This is a genomic window from Rhodococcus sp. 05-339-2, from assembly GCF_002258965.1.
In the GTDB taxonomy this organism is placed as follows: Bacteria; Actinomycetota; Actinomycetes; order Mycobacteriales; family Mycobacteriaceae; genus Rhodococcoides.
Map to the genome: position 1 here is coordinate 733,682 of NZ_NOYW01000018.1, position 24,594 is coordinate 758,275.

General features: G+C 66.6%; 23 protein-coding genes. 5 read left to right on the plus strand and 18 right to left on the minus strand.

Features of this window, described 5'->3' with window-relative positions; genetic code table 11:
• Positions 1-3: 3 nt before the first annotated feature.
• Positions 4-1,476, minus strand: a complete 1,473-nt coding sequence (gene gatA, locus CH273_RS21150; RefSeq protein WP_032397746.1) for an Asp-tRNA(Asn)/Glu-tRNA(Gln) amidotransferase subunit GatA — start codon at positions 1,474-1,476, stop codon at positions 4-6.
• On the minus strand, positions 1,473-1,772 hold the full coding sequence (gene gatC, locus CH273_RS21155) for an Asp-tRNA(Asn)/Glu-tRNA(Gln) amidotransferase subunit GatC (RefSeq protein ID WP_032397745.1): 300 nt from the start codon (positions 1,770-1,772) through the stop codon (positions 1,473-1,475). The genes gatA and gatC overlap by 4 nt, the downstream gene beginning before the upstream one ends.
• A 340-nt stretch (positions 1,773-2,112) precedes the next feature.
• Between gatC and CH273_RS21160 the strand changes: the two genes are divergently transcribed.
• Entirely contained in the window at positions 2,113-2,763 is a 651-nt protein-coding gene (locus tag CH273_RS21160) for an ACT domain-containing protein (RefSeq protein ID WP_032397744.1), read from the plus strand.
• Positions 2,764-2,793: 30 nt separating this feature from the next.
• Here CH273_RS21160 and ligA read toward each other — a convergent pair whose 3' ends face one another.
• The 10 genes from ligA to CH273_RS21210 all read right to left on the minus strand — a co-directional run bounded on the left by ligA (position 2,794) and on the right by CH273_RS21210 (position 13,680).
• Positions 2,794-4,887 (minus strand): NAD-dependent DNA ligase LigA, encoded by a 2,094-nt coding sequence (gene ligA / locus CH273_RS21165; protein WP_032398340.1) that lies wholly within the window; start codon positions 4,885-4,887, stop codon positions 2,794-2,796.
• 112 nt (positions 4,888-4,999) lie between these two features.
• The gene (locus CH273_RS21170; RefSeq protein WP_032398339.1) at positions 5,000-5,182 is read right to left on the minus strand and encodes a hypothetical protein; all 183 of its coding nucleotides are present in this window, start codon (positions 5,180-5,182) and stop codon (positions 5,000-5,002) included.
• 65 nt (positions 5,183-5,247) lie between these two features.
• On the minus strand, positions 5,248-6,435 hold the full coding sequence (locus CH273_RS21175; RefSeq protein WP_052050278.1) for a GGDEF domain-containing protein: 1,188 nt from the start codon (positions 6,433-6,435) through the stop codon (positions 5,248-5,250).
• A 132-nt stretch (positions 6,436-6,567) separates the two neighbouring features.
• Positions 6,568-7,587 carry a methionine synthase gene (locus tag CH273_RS21180; RefSeq protein ID WP_032397743.1) on the minus strand — a complete coding sequence of 340 codons (1,020 nt, stop codon included), beginning with the start codon at positions 7,585-7,587 and terminating at the stop codon, positions 6,568-6,570.
• Positions 7,584-8,672, minus strand: coding sequence for a tRNA 2-thiouridine(34) synthase MnmA (gene mnmA / locus CH273_RS21185; protein WP_032397742.1), 1,089 nt, complete (start codon positions 8,670-8,672; stop codon positions 7,584-7,586). Before mnmA ends, CH273_RS21180 begins: the two co-directional genes overlap by 4 nt.
• On the minus strand, positions 8,672-9,910 hold the full coding sequence (locus CH273_RS21190; RefSeq protein WP_052050274.1) for a cysteine desulfurase family protein: 1,239 nt from the start codon (positions 9,908-9,910) through the stop codon (positions 8,672-8,674). Before CH273_RS21190 ends, mnmA begins: the two co-directional genes overlap by 1 nt.
• Before the next feature lie 82 nt (positions 9,911-9,992).
• Positions 9,993-10,919 (minus strand): lysophospholipid acyltransferase family protein, encoded by a 927-nt coding sequence (locus CH273_RS21195; RefSeq protein WP_230596999.1) that lies wholly within the window; start codon positions 10,917-10,919, stop codon positions 9,993-9,995.
• The gene (locus CH273_RS21200; RefSeq protein ID WP_032397740.1) at positions 10,916-11,734 is read right to left on the minus strand and encodes a GNAT family N-acetyltransferase; all 819 of its coding nucleotides are present in this window, start codon (positions 11,732-11,734) and stop codon (positions 10,916-10,918) included. The genes CH273_RS21195 and CH273_RS21200 overlap by 4 nt, the downstream gene beginning before the upstream one ends.
• A gap of 146 nt (positions 11,735-11,880) precedes the next feature.
• Positions 11,881-12,837 carry an electron transfer flavoprotein subunit alpha/FixB family protein gene (locus CH273_RS21205; protein WP_032397739.1) on the minus strand — a complete coding sequence of 319 codons (957 nt, stop codon included), beginning with the start codon at positions 12,835-12,837 and terminating at the stop codon, positions 11,881-11,883.
• Between the two features lie 42 nt (positions 12,838-12,879).
• Positions 12,880-13,680 carry an electron transfer flavoprotein subunit beta/FixA family protein gene (locus CH273_RS21210; protein ID WP_032397738.1) on the minus strand — a complete coding sequence of 267 codons (801 nt, stop codon included), beginning with the start codon at positions 13,678-13,680 and terminating at the stop codon, positions 12,880-12,882.
• Between the two features lie 155 nt (positions 13,681-13,835).
• Here CH273_RS21210 and CH273_RS21215 point away from each other — a divergent pair, with 155 nt between their 5' ends.
• Genes CH273_RS21215 through CH273_RS21225 form a run of 3 tightly spaced genes read left to right on the plus strand, consistent with a single transcriptional unit; the run spans position 13,836 to position 17,475 of the window.
• Complete coding sequence (locus CH273_RS21215; RefSeq protein WP_052050271.1) at positions 13,836-14,675, plus strand: class I SAM-dependent methyltransferase; 840 nt, start codon at positions 13,836-13,838, stop codon at positions 14,673-14,675.
• Positions 14,676-14,698: 23 nt separating this feature from the next.
• A complete protein-coding gene (locus tag CH273_RS21220) occupies positions 14,699-16,231 on the plus strand; it encodes a 1,4-alpha-glucan branching protein domain-containing protein (RefSeq protein WP_052050441.1) in 1,533 nt (510 codons plus the stop codon).
• The gene (locus tag CH273_RS21225; protein ID WP_032397735.1) at positions 16,228-17,475 is read left to right on the plus strand and encodes a glycosyltransferase family 4 protein; all 1,248 of its coding nucleotides are present in this window, start codon (positions 16,228-16,230) and stop codon (positions 17,473-17,475) included. The genes CH273_RS21220 and CH273_RS21225 overlap by 4 nt, the downstream gene beginning before the upstream one ends.
• 11 nt (positions 17,476-17,486) lie before the next feature.
• On the opposite strand, the gene CH273_RS21230 is transcribed toward CH273_RS21225, so the two are convergent.
• The gene (locus CH273_RS21230; protein WP_032397734.1) at positions 17,487-18,248 is read right to left on the minus strand and encodes an acyltransferase; all 762 of its coding nucleotides are present in this window, start codon (positions 18,246-18,248) and stop codon (positions 17,487-17,489) included.
• 149 nt (positions 18,249-18,397) lie between these two features.
• Here CH273_RS21230 and CH273_RS21235 point away from each other — a divergent pair, with 149 nt between their 5' ends.
• Positions 18,398-19,720, plus strand: a complete 1,323-nt coding sequence (locus CH273_RS21235) for an outer membrane protein assembly factor BamB family protein (RefSeq protein ID WP_032397733.1) — start codon at positions 18,398-18,400, stop codon at positions 19,718-19,720.
• Here CH273_RS21235 and CH273_RS21240 read toward each other — a convergent pair.
• The 5 genes from CH273_RS21240 to CH273_RS21260 all read right to left on the minus strand — a co-directional run bounded on the left by CH273_RS21240 (position 19,708) and on the right by CH273_RS21260 (position 24,565).
• Positions 19,708-20,880 carry a THUMP-like domain-containing protein gene (locus CH273_RS21240; protein ID WP_032397732.1) on the minus strand — a complete coding sequence of 391 codons (1,173 nt, stop codon included), beginning with the start codon at positions 20,878-20,880 and terminating at the stop codon, positions 19,708-19,710. The genes CH273_RS21235 and CH273_RS21240 overlap by 13 nt on opposite strands.
• A 39-nt stretch (positions 20,881-20,919) precedes the next feature.
• Positions 20,920-21,978 (minus strand): class I SAM-dependent methyltransferase, encoded by a 1,059-nt coding sequence (locus CH273_RS21245; RefSeq protein WP_032397731.1) that lies wholly within the window; start codon positions 21,976-21,978, stop codon positions 20,920-20,922.
• Positions 21,979-22,036: 58 nt separating this feature from the next.
• Positions 22,037-22,816: an enoyl-CoA hydratase/isomerase family protein gene (locus CH273_RS21250; RefSeq protein WP_032397730.1), complete on the minus strand. Its 780-nt coding sequence runs from the start codon at positions 22,814-22,816 to the stop codon at positions 22,037-22,039.
• An 11-nt stretch (positions 22,817-22,827) separates the two neighbouring features.
• Positions 22,828-23,658 carry an NUDIX hydrolase gene (locus CH273_RS21255; protein WP_032397729.1) on the minus strand — a complete coding sequence of 277 codons (831 nt, stop codon included), beginning with the start codon at positions 23,656-23,658 and terminating at the stop codon, positions 22,828-22,830.
• 64 nt (positions 23,659-23,722) lie between these two features.
• A complete protein-coding gene (locus CH273_RS21260; RefSeq protein WP_032398336.1) occupies positions 23,723-24,565 on the minus strand; it encodes an ABC transporter ATP-binding protein in 843 nt (280 codons plus the stop codon).
• Between the last annotated feature and the right edge of the window lie 29 nt (positions 24,566-24,594).

The following is a 24,594-nucleotide window of genomic DNA, read 5'->3' on the forward strand; positions in this document are numbered from 1 at the left end:
GAACTACCTCAGATCGCCGCGGGCGGCCTCGTATGCGGCACCGACACGGTAGAGCCGCTCGTCCGCGAACGCCGGAGCCATGATCTGCAGACCGACGGGCAGTCCGTCCTCGGAAGCAAGACCCGACGGCACCGACATCGCGCAGTGACCCGCGAGGTTCGTGGGCAGGGTGCACAGGTCGTTGAGATACATCGCCATCGGATCGTCGACCTTGTCCCCCAACGGAAATGCCGTGGTCGGGGTAGTCGGCGACACCAGCACGTCGACCTTCTCGTACGCGGCGTCGAAGTCACGGGCGATCAGGGTGCGCACCTTCAGGGCAGAGCCGTAGTAGGCGTCGTAGTATCCCGCGGAGAGTGCATAGGTACCGATCATGATGCGACGCTTGACTTCCGGTCCGAACCCCTGTGCGCGCGTGGTGGCCATGACCTGCTCGGCGCTGTGCTTGCCGTCGTCACCCGCCCGCAACCCGTACCGCATGCCGTCGAACCGAGCCAGGTTGGACGACACCTCCGACGGAAGAATCAGGTAGTAGGCGGCCAGTGCGTGCACGAAGTTGGGGCACGACACCTCGACCACCTCGGCGCCGAGTTCGGTCAGTGTCGCCACCGCGGCGTCGAAGGACGAGATCACACCGGGCTGGTACTTGTCCGAGTGCAATTCCTTGACGACACCGACACGCACTCCCGTCAGGTCACCGCGAGCACCCTCTCGTGCCGCCTCGACCACCGGTCGAACTGCAGTCTCCACCGACGTGGAGTCGCGCGAGTCGTAGCCGGCGATGACCTCGTGCAGCAACGCGGTATCGAGCACGGTTCGACCGCACGGGCCACCCTGATCGAGAGAGGAGGCACAGGCGATCAGTCCGTAGCGCGAGACGCTGCCGTAGGTCGGCTTGGTTCCCACGGTGCCGGTCAGCGCCGCCGGCTGGCGGATCGATCCTCCGGTGTCGGTGCCGATGGCCAGCGGGGCCTGGTACGACGCGAGCGCCGCAGCACTGCCGCCGCCCGAGCCACCGGGGATGCGGGTGGTGTCCCAGGGGTTCTTGGTCGGTCCGTAGGCCGAGTTCTCGGTGGACGAACCCATCGCGAACTCGTCCATGTTGGTCTTGCCCAGCACCGGAATGCCCGCGGCCCGCAGCTTCGTGGTGAGCGTCGCGTCGTACGGCGACATCCACCCGTCGAGAATCTTCGATCCGGCCGTCGTCGGCATGTCGGTCGTGGTGAACACGTCCTTGAGGGCCAGCGGCACGCCTGCCAGAGCCGAGGCAGGTGCGTGTCCGGCGGACAATCCCGCATCGACGTCGGTCGCCGCTGCGAGTGCCTCGGATCCTGCGACGTGCAGAAAAGCGTGCAGGTCACCATCGACCTCGGAGATCCGGTCGAGATGCGCCTGAGTCACCTCGACGGCGCTGACCTCACGCGCATGGATTCGGGTGGCGAGCTCGGACGCGTCGAGCTTCGTCAGGTCGGTCATTCGCTCTCTCCCAGAATCTGCGGCACCGCGAAACGGCCCTCCTCGGCGTTCGGTGCGCCGGACAGTGCTTGTTCCGGCGTCAGGCCCGGAACGATCACGTCGGGACGCGTCACGTTCACGATGTCGCTGGGGTTGGCGGTCGGTGGGACGTCGTCGGTTGCCACCTCCGCCACCGTCTTGACGTGATGAAGAATCGAATCCAACTGGCCGGCGAACTCGTCGAGTTCGGCGTCGCTGAGAGCCAAGCGCGACAGCCGGGCGAGGTGAGCGACCTCGTCGCGGGAGATGTCTGGCACCGCGTAGACCCCTTTCGGACATAGGAGGGGAGCCTGCAGAAGCGGCCCCGTATTCGTGCAGAGCGAACCTCGTGGGTTCGCGAACGCGGTCCAGCCTAGTGCGCAGCATTACGCGGACTTCACTCACGCCTCGTGGCCGCGTGGAGTGTCGGAATTGTCACGGCCCGCGTTGCGCGACGTACCCGACGGGTCGAAGATGCAAGGATTGCTCGCGCCGGGGTGCACAGTGTTCCCAGGAGCGGAGCCTGCCGAACGACCCAAGAGCGGCACGCTACTCGCCAGCAACGACCGATGACGCTGGGGTGGCCGAAATACGCCAGAAGTCGAAAGGGAGCGTGACATGTCCTACCTGCTCCGCGTCCAACTGCCGGACCGGCCGGGCAGCCTCGGATCGTTGGCCGTCGCGCTCGGTTCGGTCGGGGCGGACATCCTCTCCCTCGACGTCATCGAACGCGGTGACGGTTACGCAGTCGACGATCTTGTGGTCGACGTCGCTCCGGGTTCGCTTCCCGACACGCTCATCACTGCTGCCGAGAACCTGACCGACGTTCGGGTCGATTCCATCCGCCCGTACACCGGCGTCCTCGATACGCACCGAGAACTGGAATTGATCGATCGGGTCGCGGCGGCGTCCGACGACCGACTTCAGGTGCTCGTCGACGGAGCCCCCCGCGTTCTGCGGGTGGGGTGGAGCACAGTCGTTGCCACCAACGCACACGGTCCGTTCCGTCTGGTGGGCAGCTCGGGGGCTCCCGAGACGCACGCCGCCGAGCTGCCCTGGTTCCCACTGAACGCCCCTGCCGCTCTGGATTCGGACGCCGACTGGGTGCCCCAGGTCTGGCGGGACATGGACACCAAGATCGCCGCGGCTCCCCTCGGTACCACCGGAACCGTGCTGATGTTGGGCAGGCCCGGGGGCCCGGAGTTCAGGCCCTCGGAGATCGCCCGACTCGGGTATCTCGCCGGCATCGTCGCGACGGTTCTGAACTGACGCGTCCGAACCGACGCGTTCCCGGCCCGATCAGTCCGAGGATTCGGGTTCTGCGTCGGTCGGAGCCACGGCATCGGGGCCCTCGGCCAGAAGCAGGGTGAATCCCTCTTCGTCGAGCACCGGCACGCCGAGCTCGATCGCCTTGTCGTGCTTGGACCCCGGAGCGTCGCCGACCACAACGAACGCCGTCTTCTTCGATACCGAACCTGCAGCCTTGCCACCGCGCAGCAGAATCGCTTCCTTGGCCTCGTCACGCGAGTACGACGTGAGCGACCCGGTGACCACGATCGACAGTCCCTCGAGATTGCGCTCGATGGACGCGTCCCGCTCGTCTTCCATGCGCACGCCCGCGGCCTGCCACTTGTCGACGATGGCGCGGTGCCAGTCGACCTCGAACCACTCGGAGACTGCGGCTGCGATGGTGCCGCCCACCCCGTCGACCGCCGAGAGTTCCTCGACCGACGCTGCCCGGATTCGGTCGAGGCTGCCGAACTCCCCTGCCAATGCGCGCGCTGCCGAGGGACCGACGTGCCGGATGGACAGACTGACCAGCACCCGCCACAGCGGCTGGTTCCGTGCGGTGGCCAGGTTGTCGAGCAACTTTCGACCGGTGGCGGACAACGCCCCGGACTTGGTGCGGAAGATCGCCGTCTTCATCAGATCGTCCTCGGTGAGCGAGAACAGGTCACCTTCGTCCTCGATGGCCCCGGTGGCCAACAGGTCGGATGCGGCCTCGTAGCCGAGTCCCTCGATGTCGAATCGCTGCCGCTCGGCCACGAAGAACACCCGCTCGCGACGTTGCGCCGGGCAGAACTGCGAGTTGGGGCAGCGCAGGTCGGCGTCACCCTCCTTCGCCGGGGCCAGAGGCGTCGAGCACTCCGGGCACTCGGTGGGCATGACGAACTCGGTCTCAGCACCGGTCCTGGCGTCGACGACGGGGCCGAGAACCTCCGGAATGACCTCTCCCGCTTTGCGAATGGTCACCGTGTCGCCGATCAGAACGCCTTTGCGCTTGACCTCCGACCCGTTGTGCAGCGTCGCCAGCGACACCGTCGAGCCGGCCACGAGCACGGGCGTCATGTAGGCGAACGGCGTCACTCTGCCCGTGCGGCCGACGCTGACCCGGATGTCGAGCAGCGTCGTGGTGACCTCCTCGGGTGGGTACTTGTACGCGATCGCCCACCGCGGCGCGCGAGACGTCGTCCCCAGTCGACGATGCAGCGACATGTCGTCGATCTTGACGACCAGGCCGTCGATCTCGTGTTCGACGTCGTGTCGGTGCTGGTCCCAGTAGACGACCTTCTCGATGACGGCGTCGACGCCCTGCACTCGGGTCGTGTGGGTGGAAATGGGCAGACCCCAGGCGCGGAGAGCCTCGTAGGCGTGCCATTGCGACTCGGGCGTGAAACCCACCATGCGACCGAAGCCGTGGCAGATCATTCCCAGACGCCGCTTGGAGGTGACCGCCGGATTCTTCTGTCGCAGCGACCCTGCCGCCGAATTTCGTGGATTCGCGAACGGGGGCTTGCCCTCCGCCACCAGTGCGGCGTTGAGCGCCTGGAAGTCCTCCAGCCGGAAGAAGACCTCGCCGCGTACTTCCAACAGTTCCGGGACGGGGTACTGCTCGCTCCCGGTCAGGGTGTCCGGGATGTCGTCGATCGTGCGCGCGTTGAGCGTCACGTCCTCTCCGGTACGTCCGTCACCTCGGGTGGCGCCGCGCACGAGCGTGCCGTTCTCGTACACCAGATTCAATGCGACGCCGTCGATCTTGACCTCGCACAGATACTCCAGATCCGGCCCTGCTTCGGTCTCGACCCGTTTGGCCCAGGCTCGTAGCTCGTCGTGATCGAACACGTTGTCCAAGCTCAACATTCGTTCCAGGTGGTCCACGGCGGTGAATTCCGTCGCGAAGCCGCCCCCGACGAGTTGGGTCGGTGAATCCGCCGTGCGCAGATCCGGATGCGCCTCTTCCAGCTCGTTCAGCTCGCGCAGCAGGGCATCGAACTCGCCGTCGGACACGATCGGCGAATCTCGGACGTAGTAGCGAAACTGGTGCCCGCGAACTTCCTCGGCCAGCGTCTGCCATCGCTCGCGATCGGCAAAGGACGCAGCATCGAGTTCCACACCGACCGTCCCTGCGCTGTCGTCGGTTCCTGCGGGTGATTCGGTCGGCTCGGGCACGTATCGAAGATTATCCGACCCCACCGACAGTGCCCCATCGGCCGACACCGTGCGGCTAGCGACCCATGAGTCCCAGCAGCAATGTCGCGGCGACGATCGCCACCGCGCAGATTCCGGCGGTCAGAGCGAAGCCGGTCACGAAAGAGTCCGCGTAGATGCCGCCGAGCACGGACGCCATCACCGACAACAGCACTCCGGCGGGTAGTCCACGTCGCTGGGCATCCGATAGCCGATACATCGCACGATCATCGCAGAGGTCGCACCCGAGCACACCGACGCATCGACGCACGTCGGTTCGAGGCCTCAGATCTCTTCGACGACCAAACTGTTTCCACCGGACTGTTTGGACCGGTACATCGCCGCATCCGCCGTACGGGCTGCTCTGCCGACGACGGACGTACCGACGTCCCACAGAGCCGAGTCCTCGCGCAGCAACGCCATTCCCACGCTGACGGTGACGGGGATGTCGTCGCGGCGGTCCCAGAGGACCCGAACGATGTCGAAGCCGAGATCGACCATCCCCCGCGCATCACCGACCATGGCGACGAGGAACTCTTCGCCACCGGTTCGAGCGAGCACTCCCCCCTGATGCCGGACCACGCGGCGCAGCCGATCGGCGACCCGCACGATCACTTCGTCGCCGCGGCTGTGCCCGAATCGGTCGTTGACGGCCTTGAACTTGTCGATGTCGACAACCAGGAAAGCCATGGACATGCCGCGCTTACCGGCCTCGTGCCACAGGTCCAGCAGTTCACTGTCGATGCCGCGCCGGTTGTACACCCCGGTCAGGGGATCGAGAACCGACCGCTTGGCGTCGTTGGACAGCGTCGTCCAGGCCACCTGAGCGAACACCGGTACTCCCACCGTCGCCAGGAGCAGAACCACCGTCGCCGTCACCACCGCGGGCCCGTCGATGTAGTCCACCTCGTCGCTCGTCACCGACAGGAAGGTGCGGATACCGAAACCGACGATGAACGTTGCGGTCCACACCAGATGCGCCACCAGCAGTCGCGGACTGAGGAAGTAGGTGCAGAACGCTCCTGTGACGGCGAACAACACCGTTCCGATCAGGGACGCGACAGGCGCGTACAGAATCAACACCGAGGTCGTGAGAATGTCCCCGAAGGCCAGGAACGCGACGAAGAACTTCTTTCCCGGGATCGGGCCGAGCACGCACCGGGCGGCGACGAACACCTGAGTGACCAGAACGAAGAGGACCCAGCCGATGGCCGTCGGTCCCTGCGGCCCGAGATCGCTGAACAGCATCAAGATCGAGGTGACGGCGTACATCAGCGTGGCGGTGCCGAACACCACGCGGATGATCCCGGTCAGCGGACGGGTCGATCTGTGATTGATGATCCACTCGAAATCGTGCGGCGCTCGGTACCAGTCGGAGGTGGCCGCGGCCAGTTTCGCCACGAGTCCTCGACGGTGCCTGCCGGAACGCCGGAGGGAGGCGACCTCGTCGAAGTCGCGACCACCTGATGCCATTTCCGAACTCCCGCGTGTTCAACAGACCCCCGACGGCCATGTGAATAGTGTCACACCTGTTCGGCGTCCTAACAGCAGTGGGTTCGATCGGCCCGAAGTCGACAGCGTTTCACTCCGAGCGGCTGTGTGATCTCACAACGAATCGGGGGAATCCGCGAACGCGGCAGCCACGTCGCGGGCGAGTCCTGTTGCGCGACGGGCCCACTCCGGTGTACTTCCGGCCAATCCACATGCAGGCGTCACGGAGATACGGGAGGCGAGAATCGATCTGTCGAATCCGAGTCGGTCGATCAACGTGACGCCCGGCTCGGCCAGTTCGCGCCAATGCGGTGGCCGCTCCGGCGTTTCGGACGGAATCAACCCGAGCATCAGTGTCTTGCCGGATTGCAGCAGCTCGCCGACTCCGTCGAAATCGCTGCGGCGCAGCGCAGTCGCGTCGACGGCGACTGCGACCGCGCGCGAACGGCGAAGCAGATCGAACGGAACGTCGCCGGCACAACAGTGGACGGCAACGGGACGATCGATCGTCTCGATCAACGAATCGAGCAGGTCGAGAACATCCGGTTCCGGGACTGCCCGCACAGAATCGAGCCCGGTGATGCCCGTCAGGCTGCCGGCCAGAACGGCTGCGAGACTGGGTTCGTCGAGCTGAACGAGGACGTCGACTCCGAGCCGACGCGTCACTTCCGCGCAGTGCAGGCGCAGTCCCTCGCCGAGGGATTCGGCGAAATGCCGCAGCGCACCGCGATCGGTCAGGGCCCGATGCCCGTGCCGAAGTTCGACCTGCGCCGCCATCGTGAACGGACCGGCCGCCTGGACCTTGATGGTGCGGCCGCTGCCGCGAAGCCCCGACACCTCCCACAGTTCCTCGAGCACGTCGAGGTCCTCGGCCAGGAAATCGGTCGCCCGCCGGCCGGCGAGCATCGGACGTGGCACGACGCGATAACCGGAGGTGCGCACGTCGAGCTCGACGTCGACCATGATGGCTCCGGTGCGTCCGATCATGTCCGCACCGAGGCCGCGAGCCGGAAGTTCGACGACGTGTGGGAGCTCGGTGAACTCCCCGACGACGACCGCAGCGGCCTCACGGATGTCGGTGCCCGGCCACGAACCGATGCCGGTCGCCAGTCCAGCGAAGACGCCCGGGGTCACTCGCGCTCGGATCGAGTACCCGAGATGGTCGAGCTGCCGATGACGATGTCGCCATGAATGTCCTTGCGGTACAGCACAGCAGCCTGGCCCTTGGCCACACCGGTCAGTGGAGCCCGCAGTTGGATCTCCATGCCGTCACCCGCTGCCTCGGCGACCGCCTCGGTCAGTCCGCCGTGCGCACGGACCTGGACGACGCACTCGATGGGGCCGGTCGGGGCGGTACCTTCGGTCCATACCGCGCGATCTCCACTGATAGCCCAGACGTCGAGCTTCTGTGCCGAGCCGACCATGACGGTGCCACTGTCGGGTTCGATCGACGTCACGTAGCGGGGACGGCCGTCCGCGGCCGGGCCTTCCACGCCGAGGCCCTTGCGTTGCCCGATGGTGAACCCGTGCACGCCTTCGTGATCGGCCAGTTCGGCTCCGGTCTCGGAGTCGACGACCTTGCCCGGGCGTACGCCGATCCGCGCGCCGAGGAATGCGCGAGTGTCGCCCGACGGGATGAAGCAGATGTCGTGACTGTCCGGCTTGTCGGCGACGGCCAACCCACGCTCGGCAGCCTCCTCGCGAATCTCGGACTTCGGAGTGTCCCCGATGGGGAACATCGCACGCGAGAGCTGGGCCCGGTTCAGCACGGCCAACACGTAGGACTGATCCTTGTCCGCGTCCACGGCACGTCGCAGCACTCCGTCGTGCAGTTGCGCGTAGTGCCCGGTCGCCACGGCATCGAAGCCCAGTGCGAGAGCGCGGTCGGCCAGAGCGGAGAACTTGATCTTCTCGTTGCAGCGCAGGCACGGATTCGGGGTCTCACCTGCGGCATAGGACGCGACGAAATCGTCGATGACGTCCTCTTTGAAGCGATCCGCGAAATCCCATACGTAGAAAGGGATTCCGAGTACGTCGGCAGCTCGACGAGCGTCACCGGCGTCTTCCTTGGAGCAGCAACCACGCGAACCGGTGCGCAGAGCGCCGGGAGCGGTCGACAGAGCCAGGTGCACACCGACGACGTCGTGGCCCTCGTCCACGGCACGGGCCGCGGCAACGGCCGAGTCGACTCCCCCGCTCATAGCAGCCAGAACACGCATCAGCGATTTCCTCCTCGAGCTCCGACGCCGGCCAATCCGGCGGCACGAGCGCGTTCGACGACCTGCGGCAGAGCCGCAAGCACAGTGGTGACGTCCGATTCGGACGAGCCGGTTCCCAACGAGAACCGCAGTGATCCGCGGGCGACGGCCGGATCGCACCCGAGCGCGATCAGAACATGACTGGCGCTGGCCACGCCGGCAGTACACGCCGAGCCCGTCGAGCATTCTATGCCTGCCGCATCGAGCAACATCAACAGCGAATCACCCTCACACCCGGGAAAGGTGAAGTGCACGTTCCCGACCAGCCGATCGTCGCCTTCCGGCCCGTTGAGGACGGCGTCGGGAACGGCGTCTCTGATCCCGACGATCAACCGGTCGCGCAGTGCTCTCAGTTCGGCGCGGTGCCGCGACGAGTTCTCGACGGTCGTACGCAGCGCAGCCGCCATGGCCACGACGCCCGCAGTGTCCGGAGTGCCCGATCGAACGTCTCGCTCGTGCCCCCCGCCGTGGAAGAGCGGAACGCACGGGACCTGGCGGCCGAGCAGAAGTGCACCGACCCCCTGCGGTCCACCGAACTTGTGTGCCGCGATGCTGAGCGCGGACAGACCGCTCTCGGCGAAGCCGACGGGCAGATGCGGCACCGCCTGGACCGCGTCACTGTGCATCGGAACTCCGTATTCGGCGGCCACGGCCGCGAGCTCGGCGACCGGCATGACGGTTCCGATCTCGTTGTTGGCCCACATCACGGTCACGAGCGCAGTCTCGTCGGCATGCAGGGCCAGCTCGGCGCGCAGCGCGTCCGGAGTGACTCGCCCCTCTGTGTCGACCGGGAGCCAGGTGACGCTCGCACCTTCGTGTGCGACGAGCCACTCCACCGCGTCGAGCACCGCGTGATGCTCCACCGAACTGGCGATGATCCTGGTCAATGCGGGGTCCGAATCGCGCCGGGCCGCGAAGATGCCCTTGACGGCGAGGTTGTCGCTCTCGGTACCACCGGAGGTGAAGATCACCTCGGACGGGCGCGCGCCGAGGTCCGCAGCGATCGACTCGCGCGATTCCTCCACTCGGCGCCGAGCGGACCGCCCGGAGGTGTGCAGCGAGGACGCGTTGCCCACCGTGGCGAACACAGCGGTCATCGCCTCGATCGCGCTCGGCAGCATCGGGGTCGTCGCTGCGTGATCGAGGTACACCGGTGGCCGCGGCGGGACGGAAGCAGTCGTACTGCGCACTGAAGGCATAACAGGCTAGACGATACCCGCTGCCGTGACCGCGGACCTACCTGCGCGAGGCGGGTCCGCGGTCACGGTGATCGATGCTCGTTCAGGCCGCCGCAACCGTCGGCGGCATCGGCCTGCGTTCGGACTCGGCCATCACCTCGTGCACGGTGGGGTCGAAGACGTCCTTCCCGTATCGTTCCGCAAGCTCCACTCCGTCGCGTCGAATCGCCACCTCGCATCGTCGAGCGAGGTCGCGTCGATCGCCACCGGGTGCCTCCGGGGCGGTGAACTCCACCTCGGCACGCAGGCCTCGCAATCGGAAGATCCGGCCGATGGATGCGCCGATCGTCTCGTCCCCCACGAAGCACGTAGCGGTGGTCTGTTCGCCGGTCCGGTCGAGGTAGCGCAGTCGAATCGGCTGTACCCAGGTCTCCGAATCGATCGCGGCCTGAAGCAGCGCAGGCCGAAGCGAGCCGTACGCGCGACCACACCAGGTGGTGGCTTCGGGGAAGACGACGACCGATCCGCCTGCGCGGACGCGATCGGCCACCTGATCGACGACGCCTGGGAGCTGATGCAGTCGAGCTCGATCGATCGGAAGTACCTTCATGGCCCGCGCGAGGCGGCCGAGCACCGGCCAGTCGATGAGGTCGGCACGCGCGACGAAGGTCGACGGCTGTACTGCAGTGAGTACCACGACGTCGGTCCAGGAGATGTGACCGGCGACGTGCAGTGCGCCTGCAGCGGTTCGGGAGCGTTCCCGTTCCGAGCGGGCGTCGAGCACGGTCAGGTCGATTCCGATGGCGAACAGCAGGGTCCGAGCGCCGATCCGCGTCAGCGAACGGCGAACCCGCGGGAACGGGACCCCGAGGACGACCAGCACCGGCAGTAACCCGAACGCGGCCAGCGCCAGTACGACTCGCAGCACGAGGACGATTCGTCCCACCGTCGGTGGGTTCTTCGGCAGACAGCCGTCACTGCACGGCGACGACGGCATCCACGCGTGCGCATGCTCGATCGGTCGAGTCACCGGACACCCGACTCGAACGTCGTTGCTGCCGAGCGCAAGCGGTCGAGATAGCGAGTGTTGGCCTCGTGCAGGCCGAGCACCGCGACGAAGTCCGCGACACCGAATTCGGGATCGTGGGCGGGCTCACCACAGATGGAGGCACCGAGCCGAAGGTAGCCGTTCATCAACGGCGGCATCGACGTTCGCGTCGCGGGTTCGATGTCGATCAGGTCCACCCCGTCGACGACGACCGGGGAGTACGGCCTGACCCGACGGTCGAGCGGCGTGGCGTGCTTGCTCAACAGGCGGTCTCGAACACTGCGAACGTTGGCCCCGATGGGGTCCCCCGGTGCCGACTGCATGGGCACCGACACGCAGCCCATCACCCACTCGTATCCCGTCACATCGAGGTAGTGCAGGATTCCTGCCCACATGAGCCCCAGGACGGATCCGGACCGATGATCGGGATGAACCGCAGCCCTTCCCATTTCGACGATATTCATGCCGACCGGATCGAGTGCGGATATATCGAATTCGGTTGCCGTGTAATACCCACCGGCAGAGACGGCGGCCTGCGGCGGCAACATGCGGTAGCAGCCGACGAACGTGTCGGTCCACTGGTCACGAACGAGCAGGTGATCACAGAATTCGTCGAACCGATCGGCGTCGAGGCCGTCGGTATCGGTGGGAACGGAAAATCCCGGCTCGGAAGCGAACACCTCGTAGCGCAGACGCTGCGCGGAGAGTCGGTGCTCCGGGTCGGTGGACAACACGAGCGAGTAGCGGTCGGTGGCCGGGACGATCGATGCAGTCGAGCTCATGACGGAAGTGGTCATGAGGTGTGTCTAACGAGCGGGGAAGGCCACCGGGCATCGTCGGGGAAACGTGTCGGAAGAGTTTGCGTGAACAAGGTTGCGCCGATCGACACGACAGGCCCTCACCGCGCGGGCGGTGAGGGCCTGTCGGGGAACAGCGCTCGGAGCTATCCCTTGTGCTTCTTGACTGCCTCGGTCAGCTGCGGTGCGACGTTGAAGAGGTCACCGACGATGCCGTAGTCGGCGATCTCGAAGATGGGCGCTTCCTCGTCCTTGTTGACAGCGACGATCGTCTTCGAGGTCTGCATGCCTGCACGGTGCTGGATGGCTCCGGAGATACCCAGTGCGACGTACAGCTGTGGGGAGACGGTCTTACCCGTCTGACCCACCTGGAACTGGCCCGGGTAGTAGCCGGAGTCGACAGCGGCGCGCGAAGCACCGACTGCGGCACCGAGCGAGTCGGCCAGCTCCTCGACGACGGAGAACTTGTCGGCACTGCCGACACCGCGTCCACCGGACACGACGACCGACGCCTCGGTGAGCTCCGGACGGTCGCCGCCGACGATCGGGTCACGCGAGGTGACCTTGACGGCCCCTTCTTCCTGCGCGGGGACCTCGACGGTTTCGCGGGTGCCCGCTCCGGCCTTCGGCTCGGCCTCGACTGCACCGGGGCGCAGCGAGATGACCGGAACGTCGCCGTTGGCCTTGGCCTCGACGGTGAACGCGCCACCGAAGATGGAGTAGACGGCACTGCCGTCGCCGTTCAGTGCGACGACGTCGTTGTGGTAGCCCGAGCCGAGGCGTGCTGCGAGTCGACCCGCAACTTCCTTGCCCTCGATCGTGGCTGCGGTGATGATCGCCGCAGGCGAGACCGACTCCGCAAGAGCCGACAGCACGTCGACCTTCGGGGTGACCAGGAATCCGTCGACCGCGTCGGATTCGGCGGCGTAGATCTTCTCGGCACCGGCTTCGGTCAGCGCGTCGGCGACCTTGTCGGTGGTGCCGACCGGGCCGGTGACGACCGCGGACGGCTCACCCAGCGCACGAGCGGCGGTGATCAGCTCGGTGCTGACCTTCTTCAGTGTTCCCTCGACGTGCTCCACGAGCACGAGTACTTCTGCCATGACTTGCTCCTCGTTTGTCTTCGATTGCTCGGTGGGGCGGGATCAGATGATCTTCTGGCCGACGAGGTAGGTGGCGATCTTGTCGCCGCCGTCGCCCTCGTCGGTGAGCCGCTCGCCTGCAGTCTTGGGAGGCTTGGGGGTGGACGACGTGACGGTCGTTCCCGCGTTGTCGACGCCGACGATGCCGTCCTCGACACCGATGTCGGCCAGCGTGATGGTCTGCACCGTCTTCTTCTTGGCGGCCATGATGCCCTTGAACGACGGGAAGCGCGGTTCGTTGATCTTCTCGGTGACGCTCACGATGGCGGGCAACGCGGCTTCGAGGCCGAAGATGCCTTCGTCGGTCTCCCGCTCGCCGGTGACCTTGCCGTCCGCTACGGTGAGCTTGCGCAGCTGCGTCAGGGCCGGGATCTGCAGGTATTCGGCGATGATCGCCGGAACGGCACCGGTGCGGCCGTCGGTGGCCTCGTTGCCTGCGATGATGAGATCGGCCGGCTCGTCGTTCTCGAATGCGACGTTGCCGAGCGCTGCGGCCAGCGCGTACCCGGTCTGGATCGCGTCGGAGCCGTGCAGGGTCGGGTCGTTGAGGTGCACTGCGCTGTCTGCACCCATCGACAGCGCCTTGCGGATGGCATCGGTGGCGCGATCGGGGCCTGCGGACAGAACCTTGACCTCACCGCCCTGGGCTTCCTTGATGAGCAGTGCCTCTTCGACGGCCCGCTCGTTGATCTCGTCGAGGACGGCGTCGGCAGCCTCGCGATCGAGGGTGTAGTCACCGTCGGTGAGCTTGCGCTCGGACCACGTGTCTGGAACCTGCTTGATCAAAACAACGATGTTCGTCATGGGTCTGCGTCGACCTCCTGGTCATGTTCTGCTGATCGTGAGTGTTCTAACGGTTCGTGCAGTTCTACGGTCTGGGACGAGGTTACCTCACCGTAGTTACCCGTGGGTAACATACCTCCCTGCCTGTCCGACCATACATCTGTACCCCGACTGTTATGGAGACCACGTTGGCTTACCTCCCCCGCGTCTCCACTAACCTTTCGTCGGTGAACGATTCATCGGCTCAGGCACCGGCACCGGCACCACTGCCCCTCACCGGGGAGCGCACCGTGCCCGGCATCGCCGAGGAGAACTACTGGTTCCGCCGCCACGAGGTGGTCTACCGCGCACTCGTCGAGCACTGCCGCGACCGAACGGTGCTGGAAGCGGGATCGGGAGAAGGCTACGGAGCCAACATGATTGCCGATGTCGCGACGACAGTCCTCGGTCTCGACTACGACAGGTCGGCCGCCGCGCACGTGCACGCCCGCTACCCGAGGGTGACGATGCTGCGCGGCAACCTCGACCGCCTCCCGGTCGCCGATTCCTCGATCGACGTCGTCGTCAATTTCCAGGTGATCGAGCACCTCTGGGATCAGGGTGCGTTCCTCGCCGAGGTGCACCGGGTGCTCGCGCCCGGCGGCATTCTGTTGATCAGCACGCCCAACCGCATCACGTTCTCGCCCGGACGCGACACCCCGCTCAACCCGTTCCACACCCGCGAACTCGACGCGGCCGAACTCACCGAGCTTCTCGTGGACGCTCGGCTCGAGGTCGACGAACTCACCGGAGTCCGGCACGGACGCACGCTGGCCGCACTCGACGCCAAGCACGGCGGTTCGTTCATCGACGCACAGATCGAACGGGCCCTGGCCGGTGAGCCCTGGCCGGCCGAACTCACCGAGGACGTCGCGGCCATCTCGATCGAGGACTTCGACATCGCCGCCGACCGCATCGACGACAGCCTCGATCTGGTCGCCGTCGCCCGCAAGAGTTCGAGCGCGGTGATCGGGTGACATCCGGTGCCACCGTGCCGGGCATGTTCTCCCTCGTGCTGCACTCCCACCTGCCGTGGCTGGCCAATCACGGGCGCTGGCCCGTCGGCGAGGAATGGCTGTACCAGTCCTGGGCGGACTGCTATCTACCGATCACCGAGGCGCTCGAGCGGCTGGCCGAGGACGGCCACGGCAACGTGCTCTCGCTGGGGGTCACCCCGGTACTGGCCGCTCAACTCGACGATCCACACTGCCTGTCCGGAATGCACCACTGGCTCGGGAACTGGCAGCTCAGAGCCCACGAGGCGACAGACCGCGACCTGTCCGTTCGGGAACACCGAGGTTCTGCCGCCGCGCTCGATCGATTCGAGACCCGGTGGCGGCACGGCGGGTCCGCGGTCCTTCGACCGCTGATCGACACCGGAACCGTCGAACTGCTGGGCGGCCCGTTGGCGCACCCGTTCCAGCCGCTGCTCGATCCCCGACTCCGCGCCTTCTCGCTCCGAGAAGGACTGCTCGACGCCCACACCCGCTGGGGCACAACGCCCCGAGGAATCTGGGCACCCGAATGCGGATTCACCCCGGGCATGGAAACCGAGTACGCCGCGGCCGGGGTCTCGCACTTCATGGTCGACGGTCCGGCAATGCGCGGAGACACCTCCCTCGGCAGGCCGGTGTGGGACTCCGACGTCGTCGCGTTCGGACGCGATCTCCCGGTCAGCTACCGCGTGTGGTCACCGAAGTCCGGCTATCCCGGCCACGGTTCCTATCGAGATTTCCACACCTACGATCACGCCACCGGTCTCAAACCGGCCCGGGTCACCGGCCGCTCGGTCGCGTCGAACGACAAGGCTCCCTACGACCCCGAACGGGCCGCGGCGACGGTGGACCGTCACGTCGCCGACTTCGTCGATGTGGTGCGCAGGCGGTTGATCTCCGAATCCGATCGCATCGGTCGCGACGCCCTGGTCGTCGCAGCATTCGACACCGAGCTGTTCGGGCACTGGTGGCACGAGGGCCCACAGTGGCTCGGCAAGCTCATGCGCGCGCTTCCCGCCGCAGGCATCACCGTCGGCACGCTGAACGACGCCCGCGAGCAGGGTTACGTCGGGGCGCCGCTCGAACTGCAGGATTCGTCGTGGGGATCGGGCAAGGACTGGCGCGTGTGGGCGGGCGACGACGTAGCCGATCTGGTCGCGCTCAATTCCGAGGTGTCCCGGGCCGCTCTCGACGCCGTCGATACCGCCCGAGACGCTCGGCGTCGCGCCGGTGGACCCGAACTACGCAATCGCGTCAACGATCAGATACTGCGTGAGACACTGATGGCCGTGGCCAGCGACTGGGCATTCATGGTCAGCAAGGATTCCGCCGCAGGCTACGCGCGGGAGCGGGCGCACGTCCATGCACATGCGCTGCGCGAGATCGCTGCCGCGGCCGCAGCTGGATCACCGGTCCGTGCAGACGAGTTGGCTCGGCAATGGAACCGCGCGGACGGACTGTTTCCTGCGTTGGATGCGCGCCGGCTGCCCGGTGCACACGGTGGCCGCGAGCGAGAAGGTGCAGGGGGGCGTCGATGAAAATCCTGATGGTGTCGTGGGAGTACCCACCCGTGGTGGTCGGCGGACTCGGTCGGCACGTGCACCACCTGGCAACCGAGTTGGTTCGATGCGGGCACGAGGTCGTGGTTCTGTCGCGTCGCCCCACCGGAACCGACGCCGCCACCCACCCGACGTCTCACCACATCGAGGACGGGGTGCTCGTCGTCGCCGTCGCCGAGGACCCGGCCCACTTCGTCTTCGGGGAGGACATGCTCGCATGGACCCTCGCGATGGGGCACGCGATGGTGCGTGCCGGCGTCGCGCTGGGAAAGCCCGGTCTGGGCGACGGTTGGCAGCCCGACGTCGTTCATGCCCACGACTGGCTCGTCGCACACCCGGCGATCGCACTCGCCGAGTTCTACGACGTACCGCTCGTCTCGACCATCCACGCCACCGAGGCCGGACGCCACAGCGGGTGGATATCCGGGCGCGTCAACCGCCAGGTGCACTCCGTCGAGTGGTGGCTCGCCAACGATTCCGATGCGGTGATCGCCTGCTCGACATCGATGAAGGACGAGGTCACCACCCTGTTCGGAGTATCGGAGTCGTCGGTGAAGGTGATTCGCAACGGAATCGACCGCTCCACCTGGCACTTTCGGCGACGAGAGCCTCGATCCGAGCCGGCCAAGTTGCTCTACGTCGGCCGCCTCGAGTACGAGAAGGGCATCCAGGATGCCATCGCAGCTCTGCCCCGCATCCGACGGAGCCACCCGGGTACCACCCTGCACATCGCCGGCGAAGGAACACAGTTCGCCTGGTTGGCCGGGCTGGCGCGCACGCACCGGGTTGCCCGCGCTGTGTCGTTTCTGGGCAATCTCGACCACACCGAACTCCTCGGCTGGCTGCACGGAGCCGACGCCATCGTCCTGCCCAGTCGGTACGAACCTTTCGGCATCATCGCGCTCGAGGCCGCGGCCGCGGGCACCCCGCTGGTCGCGTCCACGGCAGGCGGTCTGGGTGAAGCGATCGTCGACGGCGTGACCGGCCTGTCCTTCGAGCCCGGCGACGTCGGCGGGCTGGCCGCTGCAGTGCGGCGCGTTCTCGACAATGCGGACGCCGCACAGGAGAGGGCCGTGGCCGCCCGCGAACGCCTCACCGTCGACTTCGACTGGAAGCACGTCGCCGAGACGACCGCCCAAGTCTATCTGGAAGCCAAACGCAAAGTTCGGCATCCGTTGGCCCGACCGCACATCGTCGAGCGCGCTCTGCCCGGCCGTACCTGAGACCAGCAGAGTCAGTTCTCTCGTGCCGCCTCGGCCTGTCCGAGCGCCTTCTTGCGAGCGATATCCTCCAGCGCGGCAATGTATTTCGCGCGTTCGGCGGCACCGGCTTCCCAGGCGACCTTGCGATTGCGGACGACCTTGGCCGGGGCACCGACCGCGATGCTGTAATCCGGGATCTCACCCTTGACCACGGCATGGGCTCCGAGCACGCAGCCCCGACCGATCCGGGTCTCGCGCAGAATCGTCACCTTGGCCGCGATCCACGTGTCCGGCCCGATTCTCACCGGCCCCTTGACGATTCCCTGATCCTTGATCGGCATGTTCACATCGTCCATCCGATGATCGAAATCGCAGATGTAGCACCAGTCGGCCACCAGCGTCGACGCGCCGATCTCGATGTCGAGGTAGGTGTTGACGACGTTGTCCTTGCCGAAGACCACCTTGTCGCCGATCCGCAGCGAACCCTCGTGGCAGCGAATGGCATTGCCGTCGCCGATGTGTACCCAGCGCCCGATCTCGAGGCGCGAGAGCTCGGGAGTGGAGTGGATCTCGACGTTCTTGCCGAGAAACACCATGCCCTTGAGGATCACGTGCGGATTGGCCAGCTTGAACTTCGCGAGGCGGTAGTAGCGCACCAGGTACCACGGCGTGTACGCCTTGTTGGCGAGCACCCAGTCGAGGGACGCACGCGTGAGGAACCGCGCCTGGTCGGTGTCGCGTCGTCTCGACCCGCGCCAGCGTGTCCGCAGCGGCGCGTTCCACATACTCGTCATGGTGGTTCACCCTAGTTTCTCGTTCGCCCGCTCTCTGCCGCCACCCTCGCGCGGGCTAGGGTTGTCTGTCGACCGTTGCTCGTCGGCGGAACGAACACAGACGCCCCGGCACCGTGTCGGGCACGGACTCGAGTCATGGGGAGCGATCGATGCGCGGCGTCAGGGCCAACGGTAGGACCGGCAGAAAGGTCACCGCTTTCGCAGCAGCGCTGGCGCTGGTGACCGTGAGCGGCTGTGGTACCGACACCTCGGCCATAGAGCCGCTCTCTCCCGATTCGTGGCCTGCAGCGCACGCGAATTCCCACAACAGCGCCACCACCGGGGTGTCGGTGTCGACCCCACTGTCCCTGGACTGGACGCGCCCCACCGGCGGCACGGTGACCTCCCCGGTGTCCATCGGATCGACCGGTCAGATGTTCGTCACTGCCGCCACCGAATCCGGTTGCAACCTCTTCTCGTTCGAGATCGACTCCGCCCGTAAGCGCTGGTGCAATCGCGTCGGACCGTCCGTCGTCACTGCAACGCCGACGGTCGATTCGGCGATCAACGTCTACATCGGCGACGACGGCGGCATGAACTCGTACAACGACCACGGCCAACTACGTTGGCGCACACCGGTGTACGGAGTGCCCAAGTCCGCGCAGTTCCTCGGGGACGGCAGCGTGCTCTCGATCACCCAGCTGGGGCAGGTCAGCGTTCTGGATTCACAGAACGGGCAACTTCGAGTACCGATTCTCGATCTCGTTCCGACACCGAACTTCCTGACCGCCCCGAATTCGGATTTTCTGCCGGTCGATACCGGACTCGACCGGTGCAGCTCGGGCGGATCCGAGTGCCCGGTACCCGCCGCACCCGCCGTCGACGCCGCGACCGGGTCGATCTACCTGACCCTGTGGCGTCCGGGTTCGATTGCACCGCAACTCGTTTCACTGCAGTACGAACGCGATGGCACGCCAGGGCTCGTCGAGCATTGGTCCTCGGACCTGCTGCCCGCCGGGGTCGCGTCCAGTCCGGTGCTGTCCCAGGACGGATCGACGGTCTACCTGGCCGATGTCGACGGCAGGCTGACAGCGTTCGACACCGCCGACGGGCGACAGAAGTGGACCGAGGGTACCGGCCTCGGCATCGGTGCCGCTCCGTCGATCGCCTCGGACGGCACGATCGTGCCGTCGGGCGGCGACGGCACTCTCGTCGGCTTGCGCGACAACGGAGATTCGGCCGAGCGAGTCTGGGTCCGCGACGACGTTCAACAGGCAGGCACGGCAGCTCAATCCGCCGACGGACGCGGCCACACCGTCGTGCGTGAGGACGACGGACTGGCGCTGCTCACGTTCGACGCGGCCACCGGTGAGACGGTGGATGTGCAGCCCGTTCCCGACGTCGTCGGCACCACCGTCGGAACGTCGATCGGCCCGGACGGCCAGGTCGTCACCGCGAGCTACCTCGGCGAGATCTTCACCTACACGGGCTGACCGACAGCCCCTGGCCCGCAGACGAACGCCACCGCGGACCGATCGACTCGGGCGATCACCACCGACAGCGCGACGGACCCCCGAAGTTTGAGCTTGGGCCGCAGCAGCGCCGGATCCACGTCGACTCCGCGGACCAGAATTTCCACCGAGCCGCAGTCCATCCGATTCAGTTGTTGCCGAAGCACCTTCTCCGAGAACTTGGCCTGCTCCAGAATCCGAAACCCGCGCACCCCGGCCGGGACCGTGTCGCCGGTCAGATACGCGATTCTCGGATCGAGTTGCCACAGACCGAATCTGGCACCGTAGTGCCGAACCAAACCGGCCCTGACCACCGCGCCGTCGGGATCGACGATGTAGCTGCCTGGGGGCCGAACCGGAATGTCGTCGGATTCCGAATCGGTGATCTCGAACACACCGCCGTCGGACCGAAGGACCGCAGCACGACGCCGAACACCGTTCTCGCTCAACCCTTCCGACCAGAGGCACGCTTCTCGCACTCCCCCGTCCAGCGAGACCACCTCGACCTCACCCGCCCAGTCGACAGAGTCGAAATCCAGGCCGGGCGCACATTTGACGACCAGGTCTCGGCCTCGATAGGCGTCGAGCAGGTCCGGTAGCGGTGGTTGCAACGCCGCCGGGTCGTGGCGTCGCCGCCCACCCGCTCGGCGGCCGGGATCGGCGACGACGACGGTGTCACGCGTCGTCGGGGTCAGCGCGTCGGCGCGCAGTACGGTGGCGCCCGGGACGTTGTGTGCGGCCATCCGAAGCCGAATCGGGTCCAGATCGCTGCCCACCGCCAACTCCGCGGTGCCGATCAGGACCGACAGTTCGCTGCCGATCGAACACGTGACATCGTGCACCCGTCGTCCGGCGAGTCGAGCGGCCCGCCTGCGCGCGACGAGCGTCGGCGTTGCCTGCTGCACCGCCTCGTCGGTGACCCACCATCGGTAGGAGTCGAGTAGTTTCGCCCGCGCCTTGCGGCGGACGGTCACGGTTTCGATCAGGGCACCCGCGTGGGCGGGGAATCGCTCCCGGATCGAGGAGATGTCTCGCACCGCTGTTCTCGTACCGAATTCGAGGCCGTCCGCAGCGTCGAGTGCCTCGATGCCGACCTCGCTGTGCATGAAATCGAGGTCGGCACCGGTGAAGTCATATCCCACGGCAGGCCCCGCCGTCGACCCCTGCGGCGTGACTGCCTGTCAATCGCGAGGTGCAGGCTTGGTGCCGGTGATCATCACGTTGTAGAACAGCCCGCGCGGCACGACGTGTTGCAGCACGTTCTCGTCGACCCAGCTCAGTGTCTTCCAACCACCGAAGGCGAACTTGGCCCAGTTCCACCCCAGCTTGCCCGCTGGCACTGCGGCCTCGAAGGTCCGCACCGGCCAGCCGAGGAGAGCGGCGGCGAACTCCTCGGTGTTTGCCTGCACGGACTCCGCACCGGCCGAGAGCGCGATGTGCTCGAGATCGGTCGGATCGAACGTGTGCAGGTCGACGACGGCTTCGAGTGCCGCTGCTCGCGAAGACTCGTCGAGCTCTTCCTGTGGCTTGCGCCAGCTCGCCAGGAACGGGAGCTTGGTTGCGCGGGTGGTCGCCTCCCACGTGATGCGTCCGAGCCAGCGTGCGTAGAAGTTGCCGACGGTGGTGGGTTCGCCCGCGAAGACGAAGCGACCGCCCGGCTTGAGCACCCGCAACACCTCACGCAGGGACTGTTCGACGTCCGGGATGTGGTGGAGGACGGCGTGCCCGACGACGAGATCGAACGTGTTGTCGTCGTACGGAATCGTCTCCGCGTCGGCGACGCGGCCGTCGACGTCCAGGCCGAGGTGCTCGGCGTTGCGAAGTGCGACCTTGACCATGCCGGGCGAAAGGTCGGTGACCGAGCCCTTCTCCGCTATCCCGGCCTGCATCAGGTTGAGCAGGAAGAATCCGGTACCGCAACCCAGTTCGAGCGCGCGGCCGTACGGCACGTCGGACTGTGCGGAGGCGTCACCGGAAACGGCCTGATCGAACCTGCCGCGTGCGTAGTCGATGCATCGCTCGTCGTAGGAAATCGACCACTTGTCGTCGTAGGTCTCGGCTTCCCAATCGTGATACAGCACCTGCGCCAATTTGGTGTCCGAGCGTGCAGCCTCGACCTGCTCGGCAGTGGCGTGCGGATTCGGGGCGGGATCGACCTGGCGGTCATCGGACTCGGCCGAGGCCAGGGACGTCGAGTTCGAGAGCGAGCGATCGACACCGTCGTGGGGGCTTGCAGTCATCAGGCGAGCCTACTATCCGGTAGCTGTGGAACAACTCTTCTCCGGTCGGGCCGGTGCTTCACCGCCCGGTGAAGGTCGCTTTTCCAGGGCCGTCGGCCACGAACGACGTCATGCCGACGGTGCGATCCTCGGTGGCGAACAGGGCCGCGAACTGCTGGGCCTCGATTCGCAGACCGGTGGTGAGATCGACGTCGAGCCCCTGGTCGATCGACGCTTTGGCCGCTGCGAGCGCTCGCGATGCACCCGTGGTGAACTGCATGGCCCAGGTGCGGGCGGCGTTGTACACCTCGTCCGGTGCCACCACCTCGTCCACCAAGCCGATGCGCAGCGCTTCCTCGGCACCGACGAAGCGGCCGGTGAAGACCATGTCCTTGGCACGGCTCGGTCCGATCAGCCGCGCCAGCCGCTGTGTTCCGCCGCCGCCGGGAATGACCCCGAGCAGCACCTCGGGGACACCGAACTTCGCGTTGTCGCCCGCGATCCGGCGGTCCGCCCCCAGTGCGACCTCGAGCCCACCACCGAGTGCGTATCCGGTCACGGCCGCAACGACGGGCTTGGGAATGGTGCTGAGCGAGCCGAGCGCGGACTGCAGATCTCCGGCGATCTCGGCCATCTCGGCCGCGGACAACGAGACCATCTCCTTGATGTCGGCACCGGCGGCGAAGACCTTCTCACCGCCGTAGACGACGACGGCCTTGACCTCGGAATTCACGGTGGCCTCACGCGCCGCCGCGCGAATCTCCTCCTGCATCTGCCGGTTCAATGCGTTCATCGGTGGGCGATCCAGGCGGATGGTGCCGATACCGTCCGATACCTCGAGATTCACGAACTCAGCCATGGGCCGAAAGGCTACCGGGCCTCGTCCCGGCGATCGGACCAGGGATGTCGCGTTCCGGCGTAGTAGTCCTCGTCGCCGTCGAAGAGCACTCGTACGGTGCCGTCGTCTCGGGTCAGTACCGGCAGGACCGGGGTTACCTCGCGTTCGTGCGCAACGACCTCCGCGACCGTGTCGAACCGGGACAGCGCATCCAACTGGCTCCAGGTCGGCGGAAGCAGGATGGTGTTTCCGGAGCGCCAATCCGCCAGTGCATCACCGGTCGAGCGCCAGCTGACCGACGCCGCCTCGCTGGTTTCGCCGTCCGCATTCTGGCCCTCGGGCAGCACGGCGACGAAGAATCGGGTGTCGTACCGTCGCGCTTCACCGACCGGAGTGATCCAGTGCGACCAGGGCCGGAGGAGATCCGCTCGCAGGACGAGGTCGTGGGCGGTGAGAAATTCGGCGAACGAGATCTCGCGGCGCTCGAGCCGACCGCGCTCCGCAGCGAACGGAGCGGTATCGGCGACGATCGACTCCGGCGTCGAGCCGGCCAACAGCACCCCGCACTCCTCGAACGTCTCACGCGCTGCAGCACACACCAGGGCCTGCGCCCTGCCCTCGTCGGTTGCGAAGCGCTCGGCCCACCACGACGGCGGCGGACCTGCCCAGCGGACGTCCGCTGCCGCGTCCGCAGGGTCGACGCCGCCACCGGGAAACACCGTCATCCCTCCCGCGAACGCCATGCCGCCGACGCGTTCGAGCAGGAACACCTCGATGCCCGGCCGTGACAGACCGTCACGAATCAAGATGACGGTCGAGGCATCCCGCGCCTGCACGTGATCGGCAGCACCAGTCGAACTCATGAAAGGCAACGTACCGCTGCGCTGCGCAACGCCGTCGCTCGGTCCGCGCTATCGGCGGTCCGCGCTATCGGCGGTGCGCGCCGGCAGCGCGGGTTCGCCGCGCGAAGAACCGACCGTCGACGCGATCGAGCGTGATCGACTGGCTGAACGCCTCGGTCAGGTTCTCTGCGGTGATGACGTCGTCGACCAGTCCCTGTGCCACCACCCCGCCTTCCTTGAGCAACAACGCGTGACTGAATCCCGGCGGAATCTCTTCCACGTGGTGGGTGATCAGCACGGTGGCGGGAGCGTCGGGATCGGCTGCGAGGTCGGTCAGGCGTGCCACCAGTTCCTCGCGTCCGCCGAGGTCGAGGCCCGCCGCCGGCTCGTCCAGCAAGAGCAGTTCGGGATCGGTCATCAGGGCACGGGCGATGAGAACACGCTTTCGTTCGCCTTCGGACAACGTGCCGTAGGTGCGGGTGGCGAGATGTTCGGCACCGAGGCTCTCGAGCATCTCGACTGCGCGCTCGGTGTCGACCGCGTCGTATTTCTCTCGCCAGCGCCCCAGTACCGAGTAGCCGGCGGACACGACCAGATCGGACACGAGTTCGTCGGCCGGAATGCGCTGCGCCAGCGAGGAGGAGGACAAGCCGATCCGCGGTCGGAGTTCGGAGACGTCGACCCTGCCCATGACCTCTCCGAGAACGTGGGCGACACCGGACGTGGGATGGATCTCGGCGGCAGCGATACGCAGCAGAGACGTCTTTCCGGCACCGTTGGGGCCGAGCACGACCCACCGTTCGTCCAGTTCCACCTTCCAGGTGACGGGTCCCACCAGGGTCGCACCGCCCCGGCGGACGACTACGTCGGTGAAATCTACGAGCAGGTCGGGATCCGGTTCAGACACGACGCCTATCTTCTCGCACATCGACCGCGCATTCACGGCAGGATGTGCAC